Consider the following 25,196-nt stretch of genomic DNA (forward strand, 5'->3'; position numbering starts at 1 on the left):
CGTGCGACCACGGAATTCTGAGGCTCTCGGGAAATTTCCGGATCCCGTTACTGCTGCGCTCGTCCAATCTGAACTCAGACGGGTGCACGCTTGAGCGCAGAAGGCAAGACCCCTGCAAAACAAGGCGTGACAGGATCACATTCGGTCCCAGAGAAACGCGCAAGAAGCTCGCTGGCACGCGCCCCATGCCAGCGGGTCATGTCGGAGACTGGCAAGCACCAATCAACGCCGAGCTGGTCGAGCGACGACGGGGGCTGATCGGCAAGAACGCGGCATATGTCTTTGAGAGCAGCCTCTATGGCATCCGTATCAGGAAGCGGCGCGTTGATGGCGTCGTGAAGATTATAGAACGCAGCCAAGCCGTTCGGATCATTGATGACATCAAGCAGATTGCAGAGACCTGCGCCGTGGCGGTGCAGGTGCCGTTCCACGGCGCGGGCGGCGGCAAAGCGCGACTCGGCTTGATCGATGGCCTTGGTGTTGAGCATGAGGATCTCCCTTTCATGCGGTACGGAAACGTTGCTGGTTCGCCTGATTCATCGGCGTCATTTTCCGTCGCGTGGGATGGTGGGTGTCGGTAGGCTCCTTGTCGTAGGTTTCAGGGGGCTGGTCTTCTGTGCTGGTGATGAGAACATTGGTCGTTCTTTCAGACACCAAAGAAGAAATCTGCTGCGCACAGGTTTTTTTCGGCCGGCCGCCGTGCTGACGGGGGCCTATGGTTGTAACAGGCCGCGCAGCGATCCGCTGTTTCTCCGATTCTGCGGGCCGGCCCCTGCAAGCTACGCACGGCCGGCCCCAAGGATCAGGCAGCCTCCGGCGCAGAAAGTGCGAACGCGTCCCGCTCTTCGTCGAGCTCCCCAATCGCGACCAGAAGGTCAAAGAGCTGGTCGGTGAGAAGGCACAGCTCTTCCACTTCACGGCTCCCGGGATCCAGCAGAACCCAAGAAGAGAGGTCAGGCTCGAACACGTCGATGACGGGATCGAGAGACAACAGGCGGTGCAAATCGACCAGCTTGTGCCGCGTGGTGCGGTCGAGCCGGCTGGCTTCACGCAACGCGGACATGAGCCTCAGAACATGAGCCGTTCCGGCCTCGCCGTCGATCAGCCCCGCGGCATTGCACAGAGCAGCTCCGTGCATATCGAAATGCGTGCGCACGGCAGCGAGTTGCAGGTCTGCGGACAGGGTCTTCGTCGTGAACTTGCTCAGCATAGCGTTCTTCCTTTGGTTGCGTGCCTGCCGTTCGTGGCAGCATCAAGCCTGTCCGAATGTCGTTGGTTGGGTGATCCTTCCTTGTCTTTGCGCGGGCTGACTGCGTGTCGTCATCAGCATTCAATCCAGAGATTGGCCAATGGCCGAACAGGCGAAGAAGAAAAGCACCACAGTTGGGCAAAAAAAGCCGAATTCTCCCCCGTCAATTCGAAAAACCCGCATTCAACGCGAAGTGATAAGGAAAAAAGTGGCTGCCAACTCTCCCGCAATTAAGTCGGACACGGTTCCGTGCTGTCTGATTTCTGCTAATGATCAGGAAAGACCGGGAATTTGGTGCACATGAACCTCTCTTCAAAGTTCATCCTGGGGTTTGTCGCTGACCCTTTCGGCCGACATCCAAGGTCCCTGATGCTGCAAGGCACGGGTATTTCAGCTCATGGGGCGGGATCACCGTGGATAGGGTTCGAACGCATTGTATCGCGCCCGTCGGTGCGGAAGGGCCTGTTCTCCTCTTGCTTTTGCCTTGAACTGGAGGGAGGCAAAAGCCTGTCCCTGCCAGCGGTGAATACGGCTGCGGCTGTGGAATTCGCAGAAGCCGCCACCAGTGCTTGGTCCAAATTCAATTTGGCGGAGTTGGAGCAAGAGGATGCCAAGGTCCGGCACATCCTGCATGGGCTGACTGGGCTGAAAGCACCGGATACCTATCCCTCAGCGTGCCACATCGCCCCTCTGGCACGCGATGCCGTCGATCTCAACCACCGCATCCTGTCCAAGCTGAATGCCGCGGCGGTGGGCGGCGAGGTGATGTCCCGAATTGCTCCAATCATGGCCTTTGCGTCCGATCCAGCTGCCGCCCGTAACACGTCCATCGCAGTGTTTGTCGAGGTACAGCTTGCCCGGTGGAAGGACTTCTTCGACACCGTAGAGTCGATGCCCCTAACACCAGAACAGCGGCTATCAGTTGTCGTCGACGAAGATGCGACCTTGGTTCTGGCCGGCGCCGGGTCCGGCAAGACAAGTGTGATCACCGCCAAAGCCGCCTATCTCGTCAAGGCCGGCATCCGGAAGCCAAGCGAGCTCTTACTCCTGGCATTTGCCAAAGATGCCGCCACCGAAATGTCCGAGCGGATCGAGGCGCGCTGTGGAGTCCCTGTGGCGGCACGCACTTTCCACGCGCTGGCTTACGAAATCATCGGTGAGGTGGAGGGGGAGAAACCTCCCCTCGCCCCCACCGCGACAGACGACAAGGCGTTCCTGTCTCTTATGAAGGAGATCATGCGGCATGTCGTGGCGACGGCCAGCGAGATCGCGCAGACGGTGATTGGCTGGTTCGCCGGCTTCTTCGACGATTTCCCGTCCGAGTGGGATTTTAAGACAAAGCATGAATGGTATGCGCAGGTCGAAAGTCGCAACCTGCGGACGCTGCAAGGCGAGACGGTAAACAGCTTTGAAGAGCTGCTGATCGCCAATTGGCTATTTCGAAATGGCATCGCCTACGAATACGAGCCGACCTACGAACACAAGCTCGAGAAGACTGGGCGCCGGGTCTATATGCCTGATTTCCGTCTGAAAGAAAGCGGCGTCTACATCGAGCATTTCGGCGTGCGCAAGATGCGCGGAGTGAACGGAGAGGAGGAGCTGACCACAGCGCCTTATATCGACCGCGAGGCGTATCTCGAGGGCATGCACTGGAAGCGGCAGGTCCATGCCGAGCACGGAACAATCCTGGTGGAAACCTATAGCTGGGAACGAGAAGAAGGCCGGCTGCTCGAGGCTCTTGCCGAAAAGCTCGAACCATACGTTACGCTGCGGCCGATCCCTGACATCCAGATATACGACAGAGTGGCCGAGGTCGGCGTGGTCGACAGCTTTACCTCGCTAATGGCCACCTTCCTGCGTCACTTCAAGAATGGTGGCTACCAGCTCGAAGATTGCTCTGGCAAGGCGCAGAAACTGAAGATGGGAAAACGGGCCGAAGCCTTTCTCAAGATCTTTGGGGCGGTCTTCCGCGAGTATCAATCGCGACTGGGTGACCGGATCGACTTCGAAGACATGGTGAACCGCGCGACGGCACTCGTCGAAAGCGGGCGCTATCAGAGCCCGTTCCGACATATCCTCGTCGATGAGTTTCAGGATATCTCTACCGGGCGGGCCAAGCTGATCCAGGCCCTCAAGCGCCAGCATTCCGATGCCAAGGTGTTTGCCGTCGGCGATGACTGGCAGTCGATCTACCGCTTTGCCGGGTCGGACATCCACATCATGCGCAACTTTGGGACGGAGTTTGGGGGCACCTATGCGGGGGCCACTGGCGTCCATCGCACCGTCGACCTTGGCCGGACCTTCAGATCCGTCGACAAGATCGCCTTGGCCGCCCGTCGCTTCGTTCTGCGAAACCCGGCACAGATCACCAAGACGGTGATACCGGCAGGCGAGACGGACAAACCGTCGATCGAGATCGCTTGGACGCGCCGCGACACGGGCGAGAAGACTTTAAGTGATGCCGTGGCTACCCTCGCGGCCACCGAAGGCAGGAATGGTGGGAAGCCATCCATCCTTATCTTGGGTCGATACCGTTTCTTGAAACCCGATATCGCACGCCTGCAGCATCAGAACCCCGGGGCGACGATCACCTTCAAGACCATCCACGCCTCAAAAGGCCTGGAGGCCGATCACGTGATCATTCTTGGCGCCGACAACGCCAAGATGGGTTTCCCGTCAATGATCGCCGATGATCCATTGCTCAGCCTGGTGTCGCCAGAGGCCGAGCCCTATCCGAATGCAGAAGAGCGGCGCGTCATGTATGTGGCCATCACCCGAGCGCGACGGTCAGTGACCATCCTTGCCTCCGAGGCGCGCCCCTCCGTGTTCGTCGAAGAGCTGACGAACGACCCCGAGTTCGGCGTCGTCTTGCCTGAGGAGGCCCAGCAGCACACGCACACCTGCCCGACTTGCGGAGGTCGCTTTCTGCACATGCCGGGCTTGGACGGACGAGACTGGTATCGCTGCGAACATGTGAAACTATGCGGCAGCCGTATGCCGGCGTGCCCCGCCTGCGGTGTTGGGCTTCCGATCCGCTCTGAACCAGGTGGAGATCTCGTCTGTGGCGATTGCGGCGAGAGCCAAAAGGCCTGTCCGAGTTGCGAAGCAGGATGGTTGGTCGAGCGACGCGGCCGCTATGGAGCATTTCTCAGTTGTGTCCGCTTCCCAGACTGCGATGGAAAAGCAAAGCTTCGGAAAAGCGCATAGCATACTGGGATCATTTGTTCCCAACGCCATAGATGGAATGCGCGACGGAGGCCGGCTGGCTGAGCCTCGTCGCTCTTCCTGTAAGACGCCGTCAGATCAGGTCGATCGAAAGGGCGGAATCCTGACTTTCTCTGCACGTGCGAACGCCACCTTTTCAGATCATATAAGCGGACGCTCAGCCAAGTTCACGCAGCGGAACCCTGGCTGACGTTCTGGGAGGGTGGTGAGCGGTCTGGCGCACCTGCGGCATAGCATCCGCAGCATCCTGCAAAATCGGCCACTAAAGCGGAGAGCCCGACCCAGCGTTATGCGCCTATAGCGGAATTTGCGCCAAAGCAGGCACACCGTCTGCGAGCGATGCACCTGGCCCAAATCGTCGTTCGCGCTCGTTTTTGTCATGTAACTCTCTATAGGCGCCGAGTCGTTAGCGCTCCAATCGCACCCGCAGTCGCCTGGCACGCTCTTGGAACGCGCCTTCGCCTCCTTCTAAAATATCACAAACTGCCTTCCGTATTTCAGCGCTCTCAAGGCCCCCGGAGCGATAGGAGATCAATGGCAACTTGCCATGAGGGTGCGGCCCCGCCTCTGCGATGATTATCTGGTCAGCATCGGTGTTTATGACGAGGTTGGCGTTGTGTGTCACCATGATGACTTGGCGATGCGCCTTTGCTTCGATGAACAAATGCACCAGTTCATCGAACACCGATTTAGGATCGAGGTTCTCTTCGGGTTGATCAATCACCAAGGGGCGATTGTCACTATCGTCGAGCGCCAAATAAAGGAGCAGAAGCACTATCCCGCGCGTGCCCGGTGACAGTTTTCGAATATCCACGCCGTCATAGTCGATCCCATAGTGGATCGATATGTGGTCAGTACTGAATAGCCACTTGGCGAACCGCTTCGACCAAGCGCGAAACTCGAATTGCTCGGTATGCGCAATTGGCGAATGCTCGAGTAAATCTTTCTGATAGCGACTGCGGAACTCCCCCATCGCCTCGCGCACCGCTGCCGAGTCACCGGTCTCCCACGCCGTCTTGAGCACCTCATTCGCCTTCTGAAGCAGTTTGCCTTTGCCGCGAAACGCGCCCATTTTACGGAGGTCGATCAGGCCATCCTCAGCTTCGCATGCCCACTTTTCTACATCCGCCACCCGGACGACAGAGAATGACAGTTTCTTCAGCGTGCCTGAAGCCGCTGCGAGCCGCGCCATCAGCGGTGCATAGAGGGCCTCTAAGACTGATTGCTCGGATACCAAGGCATCGAATGCACGCCCGTATGCCTCCTCACGTTGCGTCTGCAATTCTTTCGCGCGACCCTTCGCACCTTTGGCATCCTTCAGTTTATCCGTAAGCGTCTGTAGCGCCGCCGTTTCAGTCGCAATGTTGCCGGACAACGCGGTGTAACGCCGCTGAATGTCCCTATCGACGCTGACGAGCGTTTCCAGTCGCGACATTTCCGCGTCGAGCATGGCTTGGGACAGTAAGCTAAGGTCGGTGTCGTCTGGAAAATAGGGCGTGTTAGGATCGCCGGGAATGGGGGGCACTCCCTTCAATTCGGCAATCCTGCCGTCAGCCCACTTGACGTAGGAGTCAAGGTCATCGTCGACAGAGCCCTTGTAGTCGAGGAGGAAAGCGGACCATTGGTCCTCCGACATGCCACTGTTGGAATGTCGGGCTTGAGCCTGCCGGAGTGTTTCGGGCGCTTTGTTGCGACGCTGATCCCTGACCTCATCTTGCAGAGCCGAGAACGTCTGGCGCTGCGCTGTGTAGCGTCGGAGTGTCGCGCGAAGGGTGTTCGCCGCGCCGGCCAATTCGGTGTGCCGCTCAGCGCGCTTCTCGCTCCCGGCTGAGACCAGCTTGGCACGATCTGCGGTGTAAGCATCGACCAGCTTCATCTTCTGAGCGACTTGCGCTTCGTATGTAGCCGCCATCTTCTCCTTTTCCAGCTCGGTGCTAATACGATCAGATATCTGGGCGACAGCTTCGGCCTCTCGCTCACGCGCCAGTCGATACCGAGTAGCGCGGTGTTCCAATAGCTCCTCGAAATCGAGTGCGCCATCGCGTTGGTGGTCGGGGTGAGCCTCGAAGATTACGCGCTCGATTTCTCGCAGAAGACCGTCGGTCAGTCCGCTCGACGAGCAAAGCTCCTCGACGAACTGCTGCGACAGATAGCGGACCCGCTCATAAGCAAATGGCCCGTTGGCGTCGGAGCCATCCAGCGAGCGCTCGACCGGCTCGCCTGCTGACCAAGACACCTTGACCTTAGCGTCTCCGAGCAACGGTCGCGCACGCACTAAGAATGATGGGTTTGCCCACTCGTCCGCGTTCCACGCATCATCCGTGATCGCGTCGCACCCGGCAGCGATCATGTCTGCCAGAGCCGTCTTGCCTGATCCGCGAGCACCGATGATGGCGACCAATCCGGGATTGAGGGGAATGACCGGCGTCTCGGCCCATTCCGCGTTTTGAATTTCCACCTGTGAAATGACTTGCGAGGGCGTGGCCGAAGCAGGTGGCTCAGCACCGACATGAGCGCGTCCCTGCGGATCGATACATGCTTGGCGAAGCGCATCGAATTCGAGCCCGCCTTTGATCCAGGAATAGCGGTCACCGAACGGACTCGCGACATCCTCAAGCTTATGGGCATCACTTCCATGCAGGCAAGGCTTTAGCCCACCGTAGAGCGAGCGAATTTGGGAAGGGTTTAACTGACGCTGGCCCAGCCAAAACTCGCGCTGAGCAATGCTGCTCGCGAAGATGACATGGGCGAAACTCTCTATCTCACGGCGGATAGTCTGATCCGCAGCTTCACGGACTCCGGACGTGCCGTCGTTCGCACCGCCGGCCACCCCGATTAGAATGTTTTTCTTGGCCCAACTGCTTTCGCCGAACACTTCGCGCAGTTTTTGAAAATTCACCTTGAACTGATTGGCACCATATGCGAGCGCCGCACCATCGTCGGTAATCTTTGGATCTGCCGCCTTGCCAAGCCTGATTAGGTCGGCCCTTGTACAGTCAAATCGATCCTGCATGACGTTGAATTGAAGGCGGGAAAGCAGGCGTTGCAACTCCTCGACGTGTTTCGGATCTTCGGGGCTGACGAACAGATGCAGGTTCACGAAGCCATTTCTGGTGGTCGCAACATCAAGCCTCAACTCGACATTCGGAAAGATCAGCTGAGCGTCAGCCAGTCGCCCGGCAGCCTTGTAGCGCAACACCTCCTCGTAGGTGTCTGTGACATAGTAGTCGGTCACGGCAATCGCCTCGATTGTCGGCGTCGCCTTCTCCAAAGCGGTAAGATAGTCTTCCCAAGCGGTCGGGCCTGTGAACTGGTTGTTCATCGTGGTGCCGGGCGCATGAATATGCGGCTCCCAACGCCGCCATTCCGATCCACGGTTCAAATTCATCGAATTCTGCAATCCCAACTCCACCCAAATACCCATGAATTCTTCAGTAATTCCACGATTATTGCGCGACACACGCTGGAGCGGTCAAGGCGCAAAGGCTGCTAAGCAGAGTTGCACGATGATCGATGGCAAGTTGGTTAGGGCGTTGAGTCTTGCTACTGCAAGCGAACGTCCACCTCTCTCCGCGCAGGCTTGCAACCAGCCTTGGGCTACACCCAGATCGAAGAGCCCTAAGCGGCTGCTCGCTCCGCTCGCCGCTGCATGCCTGACGGACAGCTTCGATACGCCATTTCGGGGTGAATTAGCGGCAGGTATGGGCCGGAAGATCAGGGCAAAAGACAGCGGATTTGTCGCTCCTTAAAATTGGCACTTACGCCTTCAAAATGCGCGAAAAGTTTTGCTCGCTCATGTCCCAGTTGGCCGAACTTGAAACGCGTCCTGCACATTCGCCCGATCGCTCGCGATTGCGGACATCGCGGTAGCGATAATCCGCCTTACAGCAAGGTAGTGTGGTCGAAGTGACCATGATCGGCAAGGGCCTTGAGTGCCGCGGCACGAGTCTTGCGCGTCACGTCTTCATCGATGCTGTACGGGATGGCACGAAGCAGGTTGAGGTGGTCGCCGCCGAGTTCGTGTTCGAGGGCACCTGCGATCACGACCGCAAGATACCAATCGAACGGGCGCAGGTCGCTCTGCCTTGCAGAGGCGAGGTATGTAATTGCGTTGACGGTCTCTCCGTTCGTCGCAACGCTGAATTCATCGACACGGTCATAGCCCTTACCCGCACCTTCGAATTTGTCGAGCGCGCCGCGTTCGCCTGCGTCGATCTCGAACAGGACGCCCGGTGTGTGGATCGCGTTGCTCTGAGACACCAAGGTCGCCTTGCCTGAACCGTCAATGCTGTTCTTCGTGAATTCCAGTGCATGATTGGTGGCGCTTGCCTTGCCGATCACTCTGGCACTCGGACAACGGGCGATCAGGCGGCTGCTCAGCATGTTAGAGCCGTATGCGAAATATAGAAAACTCATTTGTCTCCGATGATCTTTTTCAAGGCAATCTGATCTTCATGCGGGAGGGCGAAGTTGTCCCTTACCTTGTTGTACGCCTCAGTCAGAAATTCAAGCTGGGCGCTATCGCTCCAATTCCTTTGCTGCCTAACAAAAATCGTCTGTTTCTTTCTGGCGAGGGAGGACTCAAGCATATAGTTGGCAGGCCACATCACGCCTTTGATGCCGACGATACCCACTTCGACCTTGCGGGCTGGATGTGCTCCGAAATGGTCGAGAACGCGCATTGCGTCACTAAGGGTTCTGCGCCATCCCTTGATCAGGCTATCCACGCGAAGCATTTTCTTACTCTGCTTCCACTCAGCGACTACCGTCCCGTGGACAGCCCAAAATTCGCCGGTCTCGTCAAACCACAGAACAATATTCGCGCTCTCCCGTTTGTTTTCTCGGTATCCGGTGTACCAAAGTCGTGCGAAGCCCTCTTCGCACGCGCCAAAGTCGCCGCTCGATGTGCCTTCCGATGCCGGCCAGACGTCCAATCCACCACCAGCATATTGGATGTCATGGACACTCGGCACTCCTGTTTTCCAGCCGGAAGGAATGATGCGGATGTAGGCACGTGGTGGTGGCGGTACGACTACCGAGCTGTTGCGATCACTCGTGTCAATATATTCGAACGTCCCCTCGCAACTCGCCCAGATTGACGGATCACCGTCTTTTTCGGCGGCCCCGTCATAGGCGACTTCGGCAGCCTGTGCTTCGACGTACTGGCCGAGATTGGTCTTCAAAGCTTCGGTGAGCTCGGTCGTCAGTCTCTTTCTGACCTTGGCGCGATCGGCTTTGGATGCAATTGGGGCAAGTTCATAGGTCATCGCCCTCCGATGTCGGACGTCGAATGGCAGATCGTCTGGCGTGTAGCCACTATTGGTGTTCATGATGCCGATGATGCGGTCAGGGCCGAGTGCCTTCAGCGCCCAGCCCAATTCGATCATAACATTCGGGTTCGGCAGCGCTTTGCCGTTGTCCGTCTCGCCGATCGGGGTGAGGTCGGCCACGAACACGGCTGCCTCGTTGATCTTCTTCAGGATTGTATTGGTGATCTCTGCCATGCCCGGCGTATTCTTTGTGTCGTGGTCAAGCTCCGGTCGCTCTGCGGATTCAAGGCCGAGTTCTTCACTGGCCTGCTTCACTGCTTCACCGAGAGCGCCGCGGATGAAGTGTCGGTTGGATTCAGGGTTATAGTCGTTTTGCCAGGACCAAAATACTTTCATCTCTCGCCAATCAGGTTCCTTCACCTTCGTTAACTAATCAGGGAACTGGGTAACGACAATGCACTTGTAAGCGGCACACGCCCTTAGTCTTCGAGACTTCACACTGGCAGCGAATGTCCGGATAGAGGGCTGCGGGCGCAGTATTGGGAGACAGTGCTAAACTTCGGCTATGGGCCGATCGTGACACATGCGTCCATCGGCACGCGTTCAATAGCTATCGTCCCTCGACGGCAGAAAGAGCACCAAGCGGTCAAGTGGCGGCGCTTCAAGCAGCACAGCCACGTTTGCAAAGGTCCGAGATTCGCTCTCGGTCCGTTGCTGTCGTTCGCCGGGCAGGCCACCGCTGCGGTGCAACGTCAACAGGCCGGCCATTCGAGGTATTGCGCAGCATTGCCTTGCAGGCGATGTCAGCAACGCGGACGAACCGGACGTAGGGCGTAGCCATCAATGAGAGCGATTAACAAAGGTTTGAAATCGAAAGCCGTTCCACCTTGGACCAGAGTAGCGTGACTTCACTCGCCACTGCCCATCCAACTCTTCCTCCAGAACCGATCCGAACCATCCGTAGCGAATACGGTATTCTCCCGAAATTATGCCATCGACCAACTCTTTGAAATCGCCGAAAGCTTCTGGACACGGAAACGCACTGCCCCCGTAAAAGTCACCAACACGATAGGATATTTCATCAACGTTATCAAAGCACATCCAAATGCTTTCATCCAATCCAGCTTGCCGATCATAGAGGACGTAGACCCCCCCATCACCTAAAGACTTCCTCTTGGCCAACAAGTTGAACCGACGACCAAAGCCCAAGAAAAGGTTCTCTGCTTCCTCTGATAGCGCCCTCACGTTTCCCCCAATGAATTTGGCCTAAGCAGGGAGGTTGCCGCAACGTCGCCGCGATGTCGAGTTCCATGCCGGAGTGACGCGAATGGGAGCAAGTGGGCTCAGTGCCGCCTTGCGGCGATGTAGAACAATCCCCGATCTTGGTCTGCTCTGAGTGTCAGTTTACCCCTGCGGCCGAGGTCGCATTCGCACGCGCAGAGAAGGCCGGGAAACCGCCCCTACAGGCCAGGGCGCCCACCTCCGCAAGCAGGACATTTGCGTTGAAAAATGTCGGATCCGTTGGCACCGTAACGGTGACCACAGTCGCCGCACAGCAACAAGTAGACGACTTGATTGTGATCATTGCCAGGCAGGCCCGTCCCGTGGAGAACTTGTTGCCCGTTTCTGTTCACATAGCCGGGTATGGTGGTTTTTGCCTTGTCGCTTGCAGTAGCGGCACGACGTCGCTTGGGTTGGTGTTGCGGTGGCCAGCTTGCCCCAAGATCCACCCCTCGACTGCGGCATAGCTTGCGATGGGTTGAGGTCGCGGCGGTTGCAAAGCTATCATGAGCTCTCCGGTGCTGTCGGCGGTTTGTAACCAGCGCGCAATGGAATAGGCATCGTGCTGATCATCGGTACGATCTTCGCGCGGGTACTTGGCGCTCCAGAGCCGCGGATAGGCCTCGACGATCACAGATTGTCCTGTGGCCGGCTCCCATCCATCGAACGGCCAGAAATGCAGTCCCGGGTGCGCGGCGCGGATCCTCCTCAGCCAAGGGATCCCGGCATGTGTGGACTTCGCGACAGAACCCTGAACGTCGAAGTGAAACACTGATTTCGCAGAGCCGGTCGCTTCTTCCGTCAGCCGACGCCATACCCTGTCACCACTGCGCTCGGCACCGTTTCCGACGCTGCCGCACCTGACGAAATCAACATAGGTGTGCCGCTCGTCTGTCGGCCAGTGTGCACAGAAATCCTCCAGGAACTCGTCCCAGTTGGGTGCGAGCCTATGCTTCTCGAAATAGCGCATTGGGAAAGAGAAGCCGTGATCAATGCCGACAATCGTTGGTACACCGGGATCGAGCGTTTCGATCAGCCACTCGGCCAAGCCTCTGCGCGTCCAGTATTTCCTCGGGCTGGGCGGCGGCTGGATCTCGGTCGGAGCGCCATCGCCTTGAGTTTCATAGACTCTGAGACCGCTCAGGCTGGCTTCTGCTGTTTGAGCCCCTGAGTAGTCGATGCCGATCGTCCGGCGAAATCTGCGTCCGCTGTCTGTCATAGGAAACTCGCTCGAAAACTTGTGGCGGTCAGCGAGACGTGCGCGTCGAGCGGCGGCCGCAATTCGAACGCCTTGGGATCCCGCGCAAAGTCGTGGAGGCGGAACAGGTGCCAATGGTCGCGCCTTTCTTCCGCCACGTCCAACTCGTTGCGCGAGATATGGAAGGGTGTGCGTTCCCAGCCGTTGGTTGTCTTCACCTCGATCAGACGATCCTGCCCGTCCGGTGTGAAGCTGGCGATGTCGTAGCCCAGACCGTCGCCATCTTCCTTCGATACCCAGCGGACACGCCGAGCGAGGTCGGCCCTGCCGTTTGAAGTCAAGGTCGCACGTTCATGGTGAAACACGCGTTCTTCGCCAGCATAGCCAAGAGCGCGGTTGCGCTCATCGCGCCCTGCGACATCAAAGCGGCGGGCGATACGCTGCATCTCCTCCAGCTCGTCCGGTGGTGGCGTATTCCGCAGGGTCGGCGCTACCCCGACAAAAATCGGTGTGGGTTCGGCCATCTGGCGCTGCTCCCTTCGATGCAGCGCGATCTCCCACTCCGAGTGTCGCGCCAGCCAACGGGCTACGGCCTCGGCCAGTGCCATCTGAAAAATGACCCGGGGCGCATAGCCTTTGATGATCGGCAAGCCGAGGCAGCGCATCGCGGCAGAGAGGTTGCACATCTTGAACTCAATGGAACCCCGACTGCGGTTTACTTGGTCCTGCAAGTCTCGGTTCTGGGCAGCCTTGTTGTAGTGCCGCCCCGACAGCTCGTCGCTGAGCATCGAAAAATAAGCCGCCACCACAGCGTCGTTTTCGAAATCGGACCAAACGCTTGTTTCCATTGGCCTACGGTAGGAGGTGGCGCACGCGTTGTCATTCCGAAAGGTGAAGCGAGAAGAGGTCCATATCGCGATTGGCCGCAGCCACAACTTGCGTGCCATGCCCGGCGATTCGCCTGTAGTCGAGACGGCAGCACTGCTTCTCGACGGATCCAAACTCTGGCCGGAGTTTCTTTTTCGACAAATCGTTGCAATTTCGCCACAGCGCCTGTTCCGAATTGGTGTCGTTTCAGGAGGAAGGTCACGGCAGGAAAAAATATTCCCCCGGGAACACCAAAGTCCCCACGCGCAGGCAATCTAAGTTATATAAATTTATCAATGGGTTAAAGGGGCATCCGGAAGCGTATTGGTTCGTCGATTTCGGGACGGAAACGATTCCGGAAAATTTTTTTCGCCCGAAATGAGCTGTTGTTGGATGCGCCGAGATGGGTAGTTTCTCGGCCTCAAGCGAAGGCTGAACGGTCAACCCATCGACCGGGAAGAGAAATTTCCTTCGTGAGACAGGCAAGCGGCCAACGTCCCATTCGGCAACGTCGGCGCCGTGTGGATGATCGAAAGGTCAAGACGATGAAGAGACAAGCTACCGCGGTCCACGGACCAGTTTAGACGCAGGACCGTCCGATGTGATGCCTGCACCCGCAGCACCAGAACGCATCGGGCACCCTAAGAGAAACCAGAAATCAGTATCGCAGCCCATGGGCAGCGTCGGAGCACATTCCGGCGAACGATACCCTCATGCCGAAAGGAATGAGCACATGATGACGATGCCAGACGGCGGGGTCACCCTGCCGGTGCGCGTGCAAACTGCACGAAAGACAGCGGTCGGCGCCCGCGAGCACCAAACCGGCCAAGTCACGGAATACTCTGATGAAGGGTATACTGTGGGCTACGACAGCAACACTGAAATGAAGTGCATGCTTGTTCTACGTGCCCGTCCGGATGTGGTGGACCTCGAAAGCCAGGTCCTCTTCCAGTGGCTCGACGCCGACGGGAAAACGGGGAAGCACTTCTTCGACTTCCGTGCTTTGAAGGCCAACGGCCAACGCGTCGCGATCATGGTGAAGTCGGAATATCGACGCCGTCAGCCAAAGGTTCAGGCCGAGCTTGCAGGTATTGCCGCTCGAGTCCCTCAAAGTTTCGCGGACCAAGTCGTCGTGATGACTGAGCGCGACATTGACCCTGTTGAATACTTCAATGCCGAGCTGATGCACGAGATGCGTCGTCCCGATCCCGATGCAGATGCCGCAGCCCGGAGGCTGCTCGGCGACATCGTCGGGGCGGTCAGGGTCCAAAATCTGGTCGATGCCATTGGCCTCGGCGCGCGCGGCTTCCGGGCCGCGGTCCGCCTTCTCCGCTCTCACGAACTCGAACTCACGCTCAACGTTCGCATCAATCACGAAGCATATGTCCGCCGGAGGATGTTCAAATGATCGCTGCAAAGCCCAGCCCCGTTCAGCCCAACTTTGCCTTCTCGGAATACGATGACATCACAATCGGTGGGCAGTCATTCCGTTATTTCCAGACCCGTGAGAACGGTCATATGTTCGTCCGCGCCGAGGGCGATGGCGTTCCTCAGATCATGACCAATGCGGAGATCAGCCGCTACCTTTCGGTTGGAAAGTTTAAGTGCATTCCAAACCGGTTTCAGCCCGAGCACTTGCGTAGGCGGACTCTGCCGGAAGGTGAGCTGCTATCGCTGAAGGACGAAAATGCCCAGAAGAAAGCGGCGATGCGCCTCGCGGTTTGCCGCGCGGCTCGCGAATTCTTGGACGACGCGTCTAACACCGTTTGCCGAACTGAAACGTCGATTAAGCCGTATCTGCGCGCCATCAAGTTTCGTGCCGGGGAAATCCTTGATGAAATCGAGCCCGACAAGGACAGCGATACTCTCCCGGTGCCGAAGAAGCTTGGCGCAAAAACCGTCTTGGACTGGGAACGCAAGGAACGTCGTTTCGGCTTGGCGGGGCTATACGACCGGACATCCGAACGTGGCAATCGTGACCGCCGGATGACTGCCGATGAACTCATGATCTTGGGTAAGGTCGTGGGCAAGTATCTCAATGACCAGCAGCCGTCGCAGAATTTCATCTTCGAAGAGGTCCAGTCTGCGTTCCTCGAAGAGAACGAACGCCGTCGTGCATCCTGTGAGCCCGAAATTATCTGCCCCTCACGCGAAACGGTCCGGCAGGCGATCCGCAAGCTGAACCCTTTCGACGTGACGCTGACCCGGAAGGGCCGAGAAGCTGCGAACAGGAAGTTCGCTCCCGTCGGGATGGGACTGGAAATTGGGCGCCCGATGCAGCGTGTAGAGTTCGACGAATGGGAGGTTGATGCCATCACCCTCATGGCCGAAGGCGGCCTGTATCATTACCTGACTGACGAGGAAAAGAAGGCCCTCGGCCTGGACAAGAAGAAGGCGCGCTGGTGGATTACCGTGGCCATCTGCTGCGCAACGCGCTGCATCGTCGGGCTCGTCGTGTCGAGGCAACCCAACTCGCAGAGCGCGCTCCGGGTCATCGAGATGATGATGCGCGACAAGGGCGTTTGGAGTGATGCATGTGGCGCGCTCACGCCTTGGAACCAGTTTGGGTGGCCCTCGGTCATCGTAACGGATTGCGCGAGCTATAACATCTCAAGCCTTGTGCAGGCACGCGTGTCCGACCTCGGCATTACTCTGCAGTATTGCGCTGCCGCAAATCCGGAGGCCAAGGGCACGATCGAGCGCGTATTCGGCACCTTCGCGACCCAACTCATGCCTCGGCTGAGCGGGCGGACCTTCAGCAACGTCGTCGAACGTGGGGACTACGACTCTGTGAAACGCGCAGCGCTCAACCCGGAAGAATTCTGCTCGGTGCTGGTGCGTTACATCGTCGACGTCTACCACCGCACGCCGCATAGGGGGCTCAACGGCGAGACACCGCAGGACTGCTGGAACCGGCTGGTCATGAAGTTCGGAGTCCAGCCTCCCCCGGACCTCGGTCGCCGGCGCCTGCTTTTCGGCCATGAGCGGGAACGGACTGTGACCCGGCATGGGATCACGATCCTGGGAATCCGGTATCACTCGAAAGTCCTTGCCCAATTTATGACGAGAGCGCAGGAGCGCAAGGTCTCGATCCGGTGGTACTCCGAGGATATCGGTGCCATCTGGGCGGAGCTGAATGGGCGCTGGTTCGAGATCCCCGCCGTGTTCGACCGGTATCAGGGTGTCTCGGCCCAGGAGTGGGTAGATGCCGCGGCGGAAATCCGGGCACAGAACGCGCGCAACGACGAGGTGAACTTCGCAGTTGTCCGCAAGGCGCTCGACTACATCAAGTCAACCAACAGCGCAGCCATGACCCGTGTCGGGCTCATCATGGAGGACTGGCCCGAGAAGCGTTTCGACTACGAGGAAGACCGTCTGTTCGTCGGGTTCAACGTCTCGGAGACCGAGCCCGAGAACCCCTATGACGGGCACCGGGATGGATGGGGGACAAGCCTTCCCACGGCGGGTTCAGCGTCTTTGAACGACACTGCCGATGTTAATCAGGCCCGTACCGAAGAATCTGCTTCCGGCAAATTCGGCTCGATCCAATTTCCTGATCATAAACATGGCACTGGTGCCGATGCGGCTGATGACGGCGACGATTGGACCCTGGAGGACGAATGACCACGAGCACATCAGATACCACCATCAACGCAAAGCTCGCAGCCGTGGACCGGCTGCGAGACAAGTATCTCTCGACCCCGCGGGACGCTCAGTTCCGGAGCTACCTGGACCGGCTACTGCAGCGCGATGATCACGGCAATTTTCTTCCGAAGCCCCGCCTTTTCAACAAGGCCGGCGATACACGCGGCATTGCGGTGGTGGAGCCCGCCGGGGGAGGCAAGACCTCGCTGGTCCTGCACGGCCTCAAGACCCATCCGGCGCTGCAACCGCGTGATGCGGCGCATCAGCCTTGGGTAGGGGTCCGCGTCCCGAGCCCGCCCACCGCCAAGAGTCTCGGCATCGAAATTCTCAATGCAAGTGGATATCCGTCGATTTCCCGGTCAAGACAAACCGAGGACGAAATCATGCGCAAGGTGCGGCACCATTTCAAACTCCGGGGTACGGCGATCCTCTGGATCGATGAGGCGCACGATCTGTTCGGTGCCGGCAGCAAGTTCAAGGTCGATGTCTTCCTGAAGACCGTTCGTAACCTGATGCAAGGCGACGGTGCAGTGAGTGTCGTGCTGAGCGGTGTCGAGAGCCTGTGGCAGATCGCTTCCTGTGACGCCCAAGTCACGCGTCGCTACTGGCGGCTGCCGCTTGCGGACGTCTCCCCGCATTCGGATCGGAAGGCGCTGACCAAGGTCATCACCAGTTTCAGCGCAGCAGCCGGGGTGCGGTCCCCCTCGGACGAGGATTTGGTGGATCGACTCGTTCATGCGAGCCGCAACCGTTTCGGTCGTTGCATCGAGAATATCCTCGCAGCACTCGAGGCGGCGGCACTCGCCGATGCCGATGAGCTGACAATCAATCATTTCGCCGAAAGCTGGGGTATGCAGGAGGGCTGTGGCATCGGTCAGAACGTCTTTCTTGCCCGTCACTGGGCCAAGATCGATCTGGGTGAGACGAAGCTGATCTGGGAAGGCGCGCGCTGATGCTTGCGCCCCACATCCCCTTCGACCCGGCGGAAAGCCCCCTGTCTTACGCGGCGCGTCTCGCCGCGGTCCACACCGGTGATCGCTTGCTCCAGTTCCTGAAGGATACTGAGTTTCACCCTCTGGATATGGCTGCCAATAAGGAGGAGGCGCTGAGCCGGTTGGCTGAGCTGTCAGGCACGCCCCTTTGCGACCTTCGAGCAAATGCTGCCGTCCCGCTCGGAGAGCGGAAGTATGATCTCCGTGGTGAGCTGGTCACCGCTGAGTTCTTGTCCAATCCTTACACCGTGTTCTGCCCGGCGTGCCTGGCAGAGGACGATCAGAAAGGCACGCGCCGCGGTCGGTGGGAATGGTCGTTGGCTGTCGTGCGGACGTGCTCTCGCCACGGCGTTCCATTACTGCGTCGGGCCAAAGGTCCTTGGGATGACGCGTTCCGTGAACTCGAATACATCGTGTCAGAGCGGGGGGAAGACCTCCAGGCACTGATCGCAACAGCAGTGCCGCGCACGGTCTCTCCGCATCAAGACTACGTCATCCGCCGTCTAAACGGGAAAGCTGGTCCCGAATGGTTGGATAACCAGTCGCTTGAGCAGGCAGTTCGAGCAACGGAGCTTCTGGGCGTTCTTGTCGGGCGGGGTCCGGACCAGAACTTGACAGACCTAACTGCGGATGACTGGGATGACGCTGGCCGCATTGGCTTCGGCTTCACGTCGCGGGGCGAGGCAGGCATCCGGGAAGCCCTGGTGGCGCAGTTTCGGAAGTTCGACGATGCCTCTGGCACGCCGGGTGCGCGCAAGATCTTCGGGAAAATCTACGATGCACTGGCTCATTCGAAATCACTCAAGGATCCCGGAGATATCGCGCGCATCCTTCGCGAGGTCATCACGGAGAACATTCCGATGCCCGCAGGAACCAAGGTGCTCCACCGGGAACTTCCAGAGCGCCACCTCCACACCGTCGCGTCTTTGGCAAAAGAGCAAGACCTCGACCCCCGGACGCTGCGCGACGTGCTGATTGCGGCAGCGGTGATACCTGAAAAGGCACCGTCTCATTACCCGATCCCTGTTCAGCGAGGGCGAGAAGTCAGCGCGCGAGTGAAACGGATGGTAACGGTCACCTCGCTACCCGATGCGTTGGCTTGCACGCGTCCCTTGGTGGATCAGCTTTTTGACGATCGACTTCTCACGCCCATCTACTACGGGAGGCCGGGCATAAAGGGGCGGACCCAGAAAGGCGTCGATAGCGAAGAGCTTGCCAAGCTGGTTGGCAAGCTGCACGCGAAGGCGATCGAACTGGATGCCGAAACTGACGGGCTGGTTCCGGTAGCGAAAGCTGCGGAAAAGGCCAAGGTGCCGGCGGTCACCGTGGTTCACATGATCCTCGGCGGCTTCCTCGAGCGCGTGTTTCGCCTGGCTGGTCAGGACGGGATCTCTGCTCTTCGTGTGAATCCGGAGGAAATCAAGCGGCATCGCGCATTCTGCTCGGTGGGAATGTCGACCGAGGAAACGGCCGCTTCTTTGAAGATCTCGCCGAGCATCCTCTGGCGCCTGGTGGACCGGTCCCCGGAAGAGGTGAGCCTCACCGTTAAGTGGATCGTTGGCAGTGATACGCAGCACGGGATCCCGCGCTTCGACCCGACGGTCGTGGCTGACTTCAACGAACGCTTCGCCCATCCATCGCGGATCGCCGCGCAGTATGATCAGCAGACCGGAAAGGTGGTTAATCGGTTGAAACAGCAGAGAGTTCGGCCTGTGCTTACAGACGCTGAAGTCGGTGCGTATTTCTACCGATTGTGCGATCTGAAGCCGGATCTGTTCACGTGACATAAGAGGCCTTGCCGGTCTCTCTTGGTAAAGAATGCCGATGGCCGCCCATTAGGGCGGCCTTTTCCATTTGGCGCATTCATGCATAATTGCACCGATAGCATTCGAGTTTGGCTGTCGTCAATCAGTTGGCTTGGCTTTCGAAATTGGCGTCATATGCTTGTCGAAAATTGACTTCATACGCATGCGTAATTGACAAAATGTCGGCCGAACTTGCGAGTGATTATATAAAAATCAAGTACTTATCTTGTTGCGATTGCCAAGTAATGGTTGCCCCGACAAAAGTGTCGCTACCACCAATTAGTGGCAATCGGCGGGCTTCAAATGTCAACTTGCCAAGCGAATAAGGTCAATCGGGCGCAAGCGCCCGATTTTCCATTTGTCGGCCCAATTCTTGCGTGAACGAGGCTTCGGCGTCGTCCTGAGGGACTTAGGCACCGTGAATGGCCGACAAAAGCGGCCTTTGGCCCCGTCGCTGTTTGGTTGCGGTGGTTGATTGGCGCCCGCGGCCCGATCACGCGAAAGGATCCGGCCTCAATACCCGCGTTTCCCGCTGGGACCGGATCATCGCCCGCTTCAAGGAGCAGGTTGAAGTAGCCGCGCGACGGAGGCGCTTGGGCGGAGATGCGGCGTTCACGCAAAAAAGGGCGGCTTGCGCCGCCCTTTTCCAAGGAACCCGTCATTTTAATGCGTTGATCGACGATGGGACAGCCCAGCGTCACTTCTCTCGAAGGCTTGGACAAGCAAGCTTGGAAGGGAAAGCGGTCCCTGTCGACTTCGAGCAGCAGCAGAAACTGACACGCAAAAGCGTCTCAGAATCGCGGGGCTATTCACTTCGCTTATGTCAGCGTCCGAATTTCGAGGGGTCGCGCAGGAGGCTCTAATCTCCGATCAGCCCTGCTGGGCCAACCGGTCGATCAGCTCACGGAACTGGCCCGCCTGATAGCCATACTGCGCACCGGCCTCGATCAGCGCGTCGGTCGGCTGGCGGCCGGCCAGCGCCAGCGCCCAGACGATCGACGAGCGGTTGCCCGAGGCGCAATAGGCCAGCACCGGACCCGTCGCGCCATCGATGGCTTCGCGCTGGAGATCCACGTTTTCCATGGTCAGCGCGCCGCCGGTGACCGGGTTTACCACGAAGGCCAGACCCGCCGCCTCGACCGCCTGCTGCATCGCCGACGCGTGCAGCGCGTCAGGGATCTCGCGATCCGGGCGGTTGCAGATCACCGTGGTGAAGCCCGCCGCCTTGATCGCGGGGATGTCTTCTTGGGTGATCTGGGGCGTCACGCTGTAGGTGGCGTCGAGCGGGCGGATATCCATGCCGGGGGGCTCCTGCGGGTCGGGTCAACTAAGGGCGGCGGCCATCTGGTTGAAACGGATGCGGAAGGCCGGTGCCACATACATACCGGCAAACATCGACACGAGGAAGACCGCGCCGCCAATCCCGCCCCAGCTGATCGAGGCCATGGCCGGTCCCGGGCACAGGCCCACAAGGCCCCAGCCCGCGCCGAACATCAAGGAGCCGATCATCAGGTTGCGGTCGATCTCGGTCGAAGGCTTGCCGGGCAGCTCATTGCCCAGAACCGCGCGAGCCCGGCGCGAGGCCACGTTCCAGGCGATCATCATCGGCAGGATCGCGCCACCGAGGACGAAGGCCAGGGTCGGGTCCCAGTCGCCGAAAATGTCGAGCCAGCCCTGCACCTTGGTGGTGTCGGTCATGCCCGAGATCAGCAGCCCCGTGCCGAACAAGCTGCCGGCGATGAAGGAAGTGATGTTGCGTTTCATGTCAGATCGACCCGAACAGGTGGCGGAAGACGATGACGGCGAGGCCACCGGCGACGAGGTAAAAGATGGTGGCCGCAATGCCCCGCGCCGAGAAGCGCGAGATGCCGCAGACGCCATGGCCTGAGGTGCAGCCATTGGCCAGACGCGTGCCCACGCCGACAAGCAGGCCGGCCAGCACGACGGCGGGCATGTTGTCGGTGATATTGGTGGCAACCGGCGTGTCAAAGAAGCGCATCAGCACCGCCGGGACCAGCATCAGCCCGGCGACGAAGCTCAGGCGCTCGGCCCAAGTGGACCAGCCCGAGCGGTCGACGAGGCCGCCGACGATGCCCGAGGCGCCCATGATGCGCCCGTTCACCAGAAGGTAGAAGGCAGCCGCGCTGCCGATCATGAGGCCCCCGACGAGGCCCCAAATCCAATCGATCTGCATGTGTCTATTCCCGTTTCCGCCTGGCTCTTTTCGGCCGGGTCTGCGAAGGAGGGCCGCGTCATCACAGGGAAAACGCAGCCCGGGGTTGTTTTGGTCCCTGCCCCCGATGCGATGCCGCTTGGGGCCGAGGGTGTCAGATCCCGTTGACCGGAACCTTCAGGTAGCTCACGCCATTGTCTTCCGGCGGCGGCATCTGGCCTGCGCGCATGTTCACCTGCAGCGAGGGGATGATCAGCCGCGGCATCGCCAGCGTCGAGTCGCGCTGGGTGCGCATCGAAACGAAATCCTCGGCCGGTTTGCCGGCGCCGACATGGATGTTGAACGCCTTCTGCTCGGCCACCGAGGTTTCCCACGCGTATTCATCGCGACCCGGAGCCTTGTAGTCGTGGCCGACGAAGATTCGGGTCTCATCGGGCAGCGCCAGGATCTTCTGGATCGAGGCATAGAGCGTCTCGGCCGAACCGCCGGGGAAGTCGCAGCGCGCGGTGCCGAAATCCGGCATGAACAGCGTGTCACCGACGAAGGCCGCGTCGCCAATCACATAGGTCAGGCAGGCCGGCGTATGGCCCGGCGTGTGCAGCACATCGCCGCGCATCTGGCCGATGTGGAAGCTGTCGCCTTCCTTGAACAGCTGATCGAACTGCGAGCCATCGCGCTGGAACTCTGTGCCCTCGTTGAAGACCTTGCCGAAGGTGTCCTGCACGACGCGGATATTCTCGCCGATGCCGATCTTGCCGCCCAGCTGCTGCTGGATATAGGGCGCGGCCGAGAGGTGGTCGGCATGGACATGGCTTTCAAGCAGCCATTCGACCTCGAACCCCTTCTCGCGCACGAAGTTGATCACGGCATCGGCCGAGCGGGTGTCAGTCCGGCCCGAGGCATAGTCGAAATCCAGAACGGAATCGACGATGGCGCATTTGCTGCTGGAGGGGTCGCGCACCACATAGGTGATGGTGAAGGTCGCTTCGTCGAAGAAGCCGTAGACTTCCGGTTGCATGGCTCTCTCCATATTCCGTTTGCTGCATGTAATATACACGTCCGATTTCACATTGCAAGTTTTGAATGTGAGAAATTGACATGGATCATGCCGCAATTGACGCCACGTCCTAAGATACATCACAACAGGGTCGGGAACAGTCCCGGCCCGCGTTACAGGAGCAGTCACATGGCTGATTTCACCGCTGCGGAGCTTCAGGGCTACAAGGCCCGCCTTCTCGCCCGTCTGGCCGAGCTGGACGACCGCCTGCACGGCATCGAAGACGAGCTGATGTCGCACCAATCGAAGGATTGGGAGGAACTGGCGACCGAGCGCGAGCAGGACGAGGTGCTGACCTCGATGGGCACCGAGGGCCGCGAGGAGCTGCGCGGCATCTTCGCCGCCCTGAAGCGGCTGACCGATGGCGAATACGGCTATTGCGTCACCTGCGGCGAGGCCATCAGCGCCGAGCGGCTGGAGATCCTGCCCGCCACCCCTTTCTGCCGCCATCACGCGCCCTGATAAGGCCCAATTCTGCGGGTTTTCCGGAAATTCTTGCCCCGCCCCCGCCTGTTTCGTTAAATGACGAAACACCCGCCGTTCGGCGGGCAGAACCAAGGCGGAGAGCGCGTGAACCAGCAGACCCGATCCCTCGATCCTCTGGCCGAGGGCCAATCCGTGGCCCCGCTGGTCCGGCGCGAGGATCGAGACGATGTCGCACTGTTGCTGCTGGCCGCTCCTGACGGCAACCGCATGGGGCCGGCCCTGATCGCCGCGCTATCAGAGGCGTTGCAGACAGCCCTTGCCGACCCGACGGTCTCGGCCATCACCCTCGCCACCCTCGGCCGCGACTTCTGCGCCGGGGCCTATGATGACCTGCCGCCGCCCGGCCCCGATCCCTTGCCCGCGCCGAAGCTCGCCAGCCAGCTCGCCAGCCTGTGCACGCTGATCGCCGACAGCCCCAAGCCCATCGCCTGCGCGCTGCGCGGGCGGGTTGCGGCGGGCGGTCTGGCCGTAGCACTGGCAGCCCGCGACCGTATCGCCGCCCCCGACACCGTCTTCCTGTCCCCCGAACTGGGCCGGGGCCGGCTTCCCGCGGGCGGCGCCGCCATCCGCCTCGGCTGGCTCCTCGGGGCGCAACCCACGCTCGATTTTCTCCGTGGCCAGCCGATCCCGGCCGAGAAGGCCCTGACGGCAGGCCTCATTGACGGGATCGAGGCCGAGACGGTCACCGCCGCCCTCACCCGCGCGCGCAACCTGACGCCGAAGCCCGCTGCTCAACCCGGCCTCTCCGATGGTCCCGCCTACGCGCAGGCCCTCCGCCTTGCGCGCCAAAGCCTGCCGAAGCCCCTGCCCCCGCACCGTCAGGCCGAGGCCTGGTTGATCGAGGCGATGGAAGCCGCGCAATTGCTGGCCCCCGATCAGGCGCTGGCCTTCGATCTGGTCCGCGCCGAAGATGCCGCCCGCCTCCCTGTCGCCCGTGCCCTCGCGCATCAGGCCCGTGCCAGCCGCCGCGCTTTCGAACCCGCGCCGCGGCCCGCGCAGGGCCCCATCGCCGTCGCCCTGACGCGTGAGAATGCGGCGCGACAGGTGCCGGTCCTGCTGCGCGAAGGCGCGCGGGTGATCCTGCTCGGCGACGACCGCGCGGCCCTCTCCGGCACGCTCGAAGCGATAGCGGGCGCACAGATGGCGCTGGTACGCGCCGGCCGCCTGACACAAGAGCAGGCCTCGGCCGACTGGGCGCGCCTCGGCGGGCGATTGTCGCTCGACCCCGGCCAGCCGCCGGGAGTGGGCCTTGCCGATGCCGCGCATCTGGACTGGCTCGCCCCTCAACTCCCCGCGCTCGCGCCGTTGGCGCTCTGGGCTCCGGATGGCTCGCGGGAGCAGATCGCCGGCCTCGCGCGCCACAACGCGCTGCGACTGGTCCCCGCCGCCACCCGTCCGGCGCGCCTGTGCGAGGTGGTCAGCACGCCGGACACCCCGCGCCCGATGGTCGACGCCGTCGCGGCATTGGTCCTGCAAATGCGCCTCTCGCCGCTGGTCACGCACAAGGCCCCGGTCCTGACCGCGCTGATCCGCGCCTCGGCCCGTGCGGCGGGCTGGCTGGGCGCCGCCGGCGTCTCAGGCCCCGCCCTCGCGGCGACGGGCCTGCTGCCCGAGGGCCTCGGCGATCCCGATCCTGGCCCGGCGCCAACGCTACCTTTGTCCGTGGATCGGCTGATCCTGCTCGCCGTCGTCGCCGAGGGCCTGCGCCTTCTGGCCGATGGCCGCGTCGCCCGCCCCTCGGACCTCGACCTCGCGATGGTGATGGGGGCCGGCTGGCCCCATTGGCGCGGCGGCCCGATGGCTGAAGCCGACAGCCTCGGCCCGATGGTGCTGCGCCATGAACTGCGCCTCGCCGCGACGCTCGATGCCGAGCTCTGGGGCCCCGCCCCGATCCTCGACGAGATGATCCGCCGCGGCTGGCGCTTCGAAGACCTCAACGCCGGCTAGC

General features: G+C 60.2%; 18 protein-coding genes. 7 read left to right on the top strand and 11 right to left on the bottom strand.

The window, feature by feature from the left end:
* Positions 1–74: 74 nt before the first annotated feature.
* Entirely contained in the window at positions 75–488 is a 414-nt protein-coding gene (locus BCY78_RS25195; protein WP_139103108.1) for a hypothetical protein, read from the bottom strand.
* 314 nt (positions 489–802) lie between these two features.
* Entirely contained in the window at positions 803–1,210 is a 408-nt protein-coding gene (locus BCY78_RS07715; RefSeq protein WP_068300073.1) for a hypothetical protein, read from the bottom strand.
* A 408-nt stretch (positions 1,211–1,618) separates the two neighbouring features.
* On the opposite strand from BCY78_RS07715, the gene BCY78_RS07720 reads away from it, so the two are divergent.
* The gene (locus tag BCY78_RS07720; protein WP_083194907.1) at positions 1,619–4,456 is read left to right on the top strand and encodes a UvrD-helicase domain-containing protein; all 2,838 of its coding nucleotides are present in this window, start codon (positions 1,619–1,621) and stop codon (positions 4,454–4,456) included.
* Positions 4,457–4,880: 424 nt separating this feature from the next.
* Here BCY78_RS07720 and BCY78_RS25945 read toward each other — a convergent pair whose 3' ends face one another.
* The 5 genes from BCY78_RS25945 to BCY78_RS07745 all read right to left on the bottom strand — a co-directional run bounded on the left by BCY78_RS25945 (position 4,881) and on the right by BCY78_RS07745 (position 13,071).
* A complete protein-coding gene (locus BCY78_RS25945) occupies positions 4,881–7,898 on the bottom strand; it encodes a TrlF family AAA-like ATPase (RefSeq protein WP_233499366.1) in 3,018 nt (1,005 codons plus the stop codon).
* Between the two features lie 458 nt (positions 7,899–8,356).
* Positions 8,357–8,890 carry a gamma-glutamylcyclotransferase family protein gene (locus BCY78_RS07730; RefSeq protein WP_068300075.1) on the bottom strand — a complete coding sequence of 178 codons (534 nt, stop codon included), beginning with the start codon at positions 8,888–8,890 and terminating at the stop codon, positions 8,357–8,359.
* A complete protein-coding gene (locus BCY78_RS07735) occupies positions 8,887–10,164 on the bottom strand; it encodes a hypothetical protein (RefSeq protein ID WP_139103109.1) in 1,278 nt (425 codons plus the stop codon). Before BCY78_RS07735 ends, BCY78_RS07730 begins: the two co-directional genes overlap by 4 nt.
* Before the next feature lie 1,210 nt (positions 10,165–11,374).
* Positions 11,375–12,244 carry a hypothetical protein gene (locus BCY78_RS07740; RefSeq protein ID WP_199523128.1) on the bottom strand — a complete coding sequence of 290 codons (870 nt, stop codon included), beginning with the start codon at positions 12,242–12,244 and terminating at the stop codon, positions 11,375–11,377.
* The gene (locus BCY78_RS07745; RefSeq protein WP_068300080.1) at positions 12,241–13,071 is read right to left on the bottom strand and encodes a DUF3883 domain-containing protein; all 831 of its coding nucleotides are present in this window, start codon (positions 13,069–13,071) and stop codon (positions 12,241–12,243) included. The genes BCY78_RS07740 and BCY78_RS07745 overlap by 4 nt, the downstream gene beginning before the upstream one ends.
* A gap of 755 nt (positions 13,072–13,826) precedes the next feature.
* Here BCY78_RS07745 and BCY78_RS07750 point away from each other — a divergent pair.
* From BCY78_RS07750 to BCY78_RS07765, 4 genes are read left to right on the top strand one after another with little or no spacing between them, the layout of a single operon-like run.
* Positions 13,827–14,498, top strand: coding sequence for a hypothetical protein (locus BCY78_RS07750; RefSeq protein ID WP_139103110.1), 672 nt, complete (start codon positions 13,827–13,829; stop codon positions 14,496–14,498).
* Positions 14,495–16,714 (top strand): Mu transposase C-terminal domain-containing protein, encoded by a 2,220-nt coding sequence (locus tag BCY78_RS07755; RefSeq protein ID WP_068300085.1) that lies wholly within the window; start codon positions 14,495–14,497, stop codon positions 16,712–16,714. Before BCY78_RS07750 ends, BCY78_RS07755 begins: the two co-directional genes overlap by 4 nt.
* Positions 16,711–17,688, top strand: a complete 978-nt coding sequence (locus BCY78_RS07760; RefSeq protein WP_068300087.1) for a TniB family NTP-binding protein — start codon at positions 16,711–16,713, stop codon at positions 17,686–17,688. The genes BCY78_RS07755 and BCY78_RS07760 overlap by 4 nt, the downstream gene beginning before the upstream one ends.
* Positions 17,688–19,511 carry a TniQ family protein gene (locus BCY78_RS07765; protein WP_083194891.1) on the top strand — a complete coding sequence of 608 codons (1,824 nt, stop codon included), beginning with the start codon at positions 17,688–17,690 and terminating at the stop codon, positions 19,509–19,511. Before BCY78_RS07760 ends, BCY78_RS07765 begins: the two co-directional genes overlap by 1 nt.
* A gap of 891 nt (positions 19,512–20,402) precedes the next feature.
* Here BCY78_RS07765 and BCY78_RS07770 read toward each other — a convergent pair.
* From BCY78_RS07770 to BCY78_RS07785, 4 genes are all read right to left on the bottom strand, one after another.
* A complete protein-coding gene (locus BCY78_RS07770; RefSeq protein ID WP_068300089.1) occupies positions 20,403–20,831 on the bottom strand; it encodes a TIGR01244 family sulfur transferase in 429 nt (142 codons plus the stop codon).
* A 24-nt stretch (positions 20,832–20,855) separates the two neighbouring features.
* Positions 20,856–21,296: a DUF6691 family protein gene (locus tag BCY78_RS07775; RefSeq protein ID WP_068300091.1), complete on the bottom strand. Its 441-nt coding sequence runs from the start codon at positions 21,294–21,296 to the stop codon at positions 20,856–20,858.
* 1 nt (position 21,297) lies between these two features.
* Complete coding sequence (locus BCY78_RS07780) at positions 21,298–21,726, bottom strand: YeeE/YedE family protein (RefSeq protein WP_068300093.1); 429 nt, start codon at positions 21,724–21,726, stop codon at positions 21,298–21,300.
* Between the two features lie 133 nt (positions 21,727–21,859).
* Positions 21,860–22,723 carry an MBL fold metallo-hydrolase gene (locus BCY78_RS07785; protein ID WP_068300095.1) on the bottom strand — a complete coding sequence of 288 codons (864 nt, stop codon included), beginning with the start codon at positions 22,721–22,723 and terminating at the stop codon, positions 21,860–21,862.
* A gap of 168 nt (positions 22,724–22,891) precedes the next feature.
* Between BCY78_RS07785 and BCY78_RS07790 the strand changes: the two genes are divergently transcribed.
* Both BCY78_RS07790 and BCY78_RS07795 read left to right on the top strand, forming a co-directional pair.
* Complete coding sequence (locus tag BCY78_RS07790; protein ID WP_068300096.1) at positions 22,892–23,224, top strand: TraR/DksA C4-type zinc finger protein; 333 nt, start codon at positions 22,892–22,894, stop codon at positions 23,222–23,224.
* 60 nt (positions 23,225–23,284) lie between these two features.
* Positions 23,285–25,195, top strand: a complete 1,911-nt coding sequence (locus tag BCY78_RS07795) for an enoyl-CoA hydratase-related protein (protein ID WP_068300098.1) — start codon at positions 23,285–23,287, stop codon at positions 25,193–25,195.
* Position 25,196: the final 1 nt, after the last annotated feature.

The organism is Pararhodobacter sp. CCB-MM2, from assembly GCF_001691415.1.
Lineage (GTDB): Bacteria > Pseudomonadota > Alphaproteobacteria > Rhodobacterales > Rhodobacteraceae > Pararhodobacter.

Excerpts from the sequence above, each read along its gene's own strand:
- BCY78_RS25195 (WP_139103108.1), bottom strand. The coding sequence starts at position 488 with ATGCTCAACACCAAGGCCATCGATCAAGCCGAGTCGCGCTTTGCCGCC.
- BCY78_RS07715 (WP_068300073.1), bottom strand. The coding sequence starts at position 1,210 with ATGCTGAGCAAGTTCACGACGAAGACCCTGTCCGCAGACCTGCAACTC.
- BCY78_RS07720 (WP_083194907.1), top strand. The coding sequence starts at position 1,619 with ATGCTGCAAGGCACGGGTATTTCAGCTCATGGGGCGGGATCACCGTGG.
- BCY78_RS25945 (WP_233499366.1), bottom strand. The coding sequence starts at position 7,898 with ATGGGTATTTGGGTGGAGTTGGGATTGCAGAATTCGATGAATTTGAAC.
- BCY78_RS07730 (WP_068300075.1), bottom strand. The coding sequence starts at position 8,890 with ATGAGTTTTCTATATTTCGCATACGGCTCTAACATGCTGAGCAGCCGC.
- BCY78_RS07740 (WP_199523128.1), bottom strand. The coding sequence starts at position 12,244 with ATGACAGACAGCGGACGCAGATTTCGCCGGACGATCGGCATCGACTAC.
- BCY78_RS07745 (WP_068300080.1), bottom strand. The coding sequence starts at position 13,071 with ATGGAAACAAGCGTTTGGTCCGATTTCGAAAACGACGCTGTGGTGGCG.
- BCY78_RS07750 (WP_139103110.1), top strand. The coding sequence starts at position 13,827 with ATGACGATGCCAGACGGCGGGGTCACCCTGCCGGTGCGCGTGCAAACT.
- BCY78_RS07755 (WP_068300085.1), top strand. The coding sequence starts at position 14,495 with ATGATCGCTGCAAAGCCCAGCCCCGTTCAGCCCAACTTTGCCTTCTCG.
- BCY78_RS07760 (WP_068300087.1), top strand. The coding sequence starts at position 16,711 with ATGACCACGAGCACATCAGATACCACCATCAACGCAAAGCTCGCAGCC.
- BCY78_RS07765 (WP_083194891.1), top strand. The coding sequence starts at position 17,688 with ATGCTTGCGCCCCACATCCCCTTCGACCCGGCGGAAAGCCCCCTGTCT.
- BCY78_RS07770 (WP_068300089.1), bottom strand. The coding sequence starts at position 20,831 with ATGGATATCCGCCCGCTCGACGCCACCTACAGCGTGACGCCCCAGATC.
- BCY78_RS07775 (WP_068300091.1), bottom strand. The coding sequence starts at position 21,296 with ATGAAACGCAACATCACTTCCTTCATCGCCGGCAGCTTGTTCGGCACG.
- BCY78_RS07780 (WP_068300093.1), bottom strand. The coding sequence starts at position 21,726 with ATGCAGATCGATTGGATTTGGGGCCTCGTCGGGGGCCTCATGATCGGC.
- BCY78_RS07785 (WP_068300095.1), bottom strand. The coding sequence starts at position 22,723 with ATGCAACCGGAAGTCTACGGCTTCTTCGACGAAGCGACCTTCACCATC.
- BCY78_RS07790 (WP_068300096.1), top strand. The coding sequence starts at position 22,892 with ATGGCTGATTTCACCGCTGCGGAGCTTCAGGGCTACAAGGCCCGCCTT.
- BCY78_RS07795 (WP_068300098.1), top strand. The coding sequence starts at position 23,285 with ATGACGAAACACCCGCCGTTCGGCGGGCAGAACCAAGGCGGAGAGCGC.